Annotated in this window: 4 protein-coding genes; 1 reads left to right on the top strand and 3 read right to left on the bottom strand. The window is 64.0% G+C overall.

Going from position 1 to position 4,328, the window contains the following annotated elements:
- The 3 genes from WBQ44_RS20125 to pdxA all read right to left on the bottom strand — a co-directional run.
- On the bottom strand, window positions 1-515 hold a 515-nt coding region (locus tag WBQ44_RS20125), incomplete at its 3' end, for an FAD-dependent oxidoreductase (protein WP_495568432.1).
- Between the two features lie 45 nt (window positions 516-560).
- Window positions 561-1,328 carry a DeoR/GlpR family DNA-binding transcription regulator gene (locus WBQ44_RS20130; protein WP_495568433.1) on the bottom strand — a complete coding sequence of 256 codons (768 nt, stop codon included), beginning with the start codon at window positions 1,326-1,328 and terminating at the stop codon, window positions 561-563.
- Between the two features lie 9 nt (window positions 1,329-1,337).
- Window positions 1,338-3,644, bottom strand: coding sequence for a 4-hydroxythreonine-4-phosphate dehydrogenase PdxA (gene pdxA / locus WBQ44_RS20135; protein ID WP_495568434.1), 2,307 nt, complete (start codon window positions 3,642-3,644; stop codon window positions 1,338-1,340).
- Window positions 3,645-3,850: 206 nt separating this feature from the next.
- Here pdxA and WBQ44_RS20140 point away from each other — a divergent pair.
- The coding region (locus WBQ44_RS20140) for a twin-arginine translocation signal domain-containing protein (protein ID WP_495568435.1) at window positions 3,851-4,328 on the top strand (478 nt) is incomplete at its 3' end.

Below are 4,328 nucleotides of genomic sequence, written 5' to 3' on the forward strand. Positions count from 1 at the left end.
TCGCTCGTGACGAGAGTGACCTCGATACCGTTCTGACCGAGCGCCGCGGCGATCTCGGTACCGATGTATCCACCGCCAACCACCGCGATGTGCTTCGCGGTGCGGGTGAGGTCACGCAGCGCGCGATAGTCGGCGAACGTACGAAAATAGATGACCCGGGGGCTGGGCCCGAGATCGAGCTGTGTCGGTGAGCCGCCCGTGGCGAGCAGCAGCTCGCCGTATTCGTACGAATCCCCAGAATCTGTTGTGACCGAGCGGCTGTCGCGGTCGACAGACACGACACGAGTGGTGGTGTGAATCTCTGCGCCCGTGTCGGTCGCAGTGTTCAGGGGGACCTTGTCGCGGCCGAAATCCTTGTCGGTCCACAGCTTCTTCGACAGCGCCGGACGTGTGTACGGCTCATCGGTGTCCATTCCGAGGATGCCGATGGTGCCGGCCTCGTCGAGTTCGCGGATTCCGCGTGCCGCGGAGTCGGCGACCATGCCGCCACCGACGATCAGGTAGTCATAGCGCACTGTTGCACTCCTTGCAGTAGAGAAGGCGACTACCCCGAATGCCCGTCAAGCAATCACGACCTCGATCGACGCATGCTCGAACGGCTCGATCTGCTCCCGAGTCGCACCCGAGTCGGTGACGAGCGTGGTTCCGGGCGGTATGGGCGCCCACGCGTGAAACGGCTTCTGCCCGAGCTTGGCGGAATGAGCAAGTACGTAAGTCTTGCCCGCTCGTTCCATCATCATCTCTTTGAGCCGAGTCTGCTGCAGCTCTGCTTCGCAGATTCCGAACTCTGCGGTGACCGCATCGGCGCCGAGGAAGGCCCGATCGAACGACACCCGCTGCAGCGATGCCTCTGCGAGCGGACCCACGAACCCCTGACTGAGATGCCTCAGTGTTCCGCCCAGGCATTCGACCTGTACGGAATCTGCGTCCGCAAGTGCTTCGAGGGCCGTCAATCCGGCGGCAATTACCGTGAGATCGGCCGCCTCGCGGAGGAACTCGCCCATCGTCCCCACGGTGGTTCCGGCGTCGAGAAGGACGGTTTCGCCCGGACGTATCTGCCGGGCGGCCCACTCTGCAATCGACCGTTTGGCCTCGAAGCCTTCCATCGAACGCTGCCGCAGAGAGGACTCGGGATGAGGGTCGAGCGCGATGGCGCCTCCATAGGTCCTCGCCATCAAACCCTGCGCGGTCAGTTGGGTCAGATCGCGCCGAATCGTGGACGCGGTGACGCCGAATTGAGCCGACAGCTCTTCCACGCTCGCCAGACCGCTGGTTTTGGCCATGCGTACGATTTCAGATCGCCGAGCCTCCGACTCACGAACCGCCACACTGTCCCCCTACTTCAGAACTACTGTGCTGGTTGCCAATTCGGCAGCCTGACGAAGCGCTTCGACCATACTACCGGCTTCGGCGATTCCCTTGCCTGCAATGTCGAACGCCGTACCGTGATCCACCGAGGTGCGGATGACCGGCAAGCCGACGGTGATGTTGACTCCGGCCTCGATACCGAGGACCTTCACCGGGCCGTGACCCTGGTCGTGGTACATCGCAACGATAAGGTCGTAGTCGCCCCGGCCTGCCAGGAAGAATGCCGTGTCGGCCGGCAACGGGCCGACTGCGTCGATACCGTCGGCCTTCAATTTCTCGACCGCGGGGACGATCTTGAGGTCCTCTTCGCCGTAACCGAACAAGCCGTTCTCACCCGCGTGTGGGTTGATGCCGCACACCCCGATTCTCGGGTGCGAGTTTCCCGTCCTGACCAATGCCTCGTGCCCGCGTCGGATCGTGCGTTCGACCAGACCGGGTTCGATCTTCGCCACGGCGTCGAGCAGACCGATATGCGTCGTGACGTGGATGACCTTCAGCTTCGGCGTCGAGAGCATCATCGATACTTCCTCGGTTCCCGTCAGATGAGCGAGAAGCTCGGTGTGCCCCGGGTAGATGTGGCCCGCGGCGTGCAGAGCTTCCTTGTTCAACGGGGCCGTGCAGATCGCCTGTACCTCGCCTCGCACGGCGAGCTCGCTCGCGACGCGAATGTACTGGTACGCGGCGTCCCCCGCGACCGAGGACAACACGCCCCACGGCAAGTCCGCCGGCAACAAATCCAGGTCGATCACGTTGATCCGGCCGGGTATGAACTCGGCATCGGCAATGGTGTCGACCACCGTGATGTCGACGTCCAGACCGAGGACGACAGCGGCGAGTTCGACGCGCTTGGCATCACCGATCACGACAGGTCGGCACCATGAGAGGGTCTTCGCATCCAGGAGCGCCGGGACTATGACCTCGGGCCCGACGCCCGCCCCGTCGCCCATCGTGACGGCGACGAGAGGAAGTGTGGTGGATTCAATCATGGGGCTACCTTGCTGTGAGTGTGCGAGGACTTCTACGCCCCGCAACGAGTCTGTGAGAAAGCGGAGGCTGTCGACGCCTCCGAAGCTACCTGGCCGAGTTATGATCCTACGGCCAGTCGAAGTAACGGAAAGTACTGCGCCGGTCTCGATTTCGCACACCGGAGTCAAGTGATCGACACCGAGCCGCCCGAGGACTGTTCGCGCCGTCTCACCACCGGTGAGGACGAGGTCGGACCGACACTGCCCGTCGACGACGGCTACCAGGTCGGCGAGCCCGTGCACGACCGCCGTCGAGGTAGAGGGTGTGACCGTTCCGGAGACGGTGACGACGGCACTCCCGGAATCGAGTGCCGTCAGAATCGGCGCAACGTCGACGGATCCTTCGATCAACGCTGCTGCGTCGACCCGAACGTGGGGTGTGCCCGAGGTCTTCAATGCTCGAACTTGATCGATTGCAACGAGATCCGCGGTGCCCACCACGACCAGCACGCTCACGCCCCGCGGGAGGGCACACACATCGGAGTATGCCGGGAGTGGAGCGTGCGGAGCGACCGGACAATTCCGTCCGAGTGCAGTCACCGAACGCGCCAGAGCAGCCATCAGCGCAGCGGTCCCGACCAGCCGAACGCCCGCCACGGAATCGGCGGCCTCGACGATCGCGTCCAGGTCGGCATCGGTTTCCATGTCACACACAGGAACCCGACCCAGGGCGATGAGATCGCACAATACGGCCGACAGCCCCGCACCACGCACCTGTTCGAGCGAAACGTCGGTCGTCAGCAAACCACCCAGGGCCGCAGCCACAGACGGCGGAGCGGACGTAGTCTCCGCGCGCCAGAGCGGTGTCTCGTGCAACGGCACACCCTGCACATGCACGACGCCGCCGACGACGGTCCGTCCCATGCCCGGGAAGCCTGCCGCGACGACGACCGGGGAGCCGTCACCGCTCAGGGCGCCGACTTCGGCCGCCACGTTGCCGCGAAGAAGAGAATCGATCTTCTTCACAACGCGCGCGCCGGGGTAGTCGGACAGGGTCCGAGCAACGGACTCGGCAGCGTCGTCACGCGACAGCTTGCGAGAGTGCAGGTCGACGATGTTCACGTCCGCCAGCGAAGCGCCGACATCAGAGAAGGCGGTGTCCGAGGAGGGAGCGGCGTCCGAGGAGGGAGCGGCGTCCGAGGAGGACCCGAGTCGCAGAGCCACTTTCGCGCCCACCGAAAGAAATCCGGATGCGGATTCGGCCGCGCCCGACAGGTCGTCCGCGAGTACTACCAGCGGGAAAATCTGCACCTCTTCGCTCCTTTCGTTGCTGTTTCGAGTATGCACGCTCTGCGACCAATTTGCGCGAAGTACGCAACGAAAGTTACGGGTCTTGCGCGAAACGCGCAAGAGTGCAATTGTGAGCTGAGTTACAAGCAACCCCTGCGGTAGGAACACCTAACCGCAGGACGCGCTTTCCCCGCGTTTTCGTCAGTCTCGAAAGGTCTAGGTCACCGATGACCACATCTCGTTTGCGGATGCCGTCCGTGTCGCGGCGGAGCTTTCTGCAATACGCCGGCATGGCCGGCGGCGTCACGCTGCTCGGTTCCACCGTGGCGTGCGCAGGCCCGACCGGGAAACCGTCTCAGGACACCCTGGTGCTCGGACTCAACCGCTCGCTCGTGAGCCTGGACAACAAGCTCAATCAGTTCGACGCTGCCGTCACCGCGCAACGCGGCGTGCGTCAAGGTCTCACGCGCATCGGCGACGATCTGACGCCGCAACTCGTCCTCGCCGATCGTTTCGACGCCACCTCCCCCACCGAGTGGACCGTTCGCCTCCGCGAAGGCGTCAAATACTCTGACGGCACGCCCGTCACGATCGCGGACATCGCCGTGGCGATGGAGATGTACCAGCAGGTCAGCGGATCGTTCGTCGCACCCCAGTTCCCCGAATGGCCGACGGTCGTTCCCGTCGACGACAGGACCTTTGTCC

Origin of the sequence: Rhodococcus sp. (in: high G+C Gram-positive bacteria) (assembly GCF_049591685.1) — a bacterium.
Taxonomy (GTDB): Bacteria; Actinomycetota; Actinomycetes; order Mycobacteriales; family Mycobacteriaceae; genus Rhodococcoides.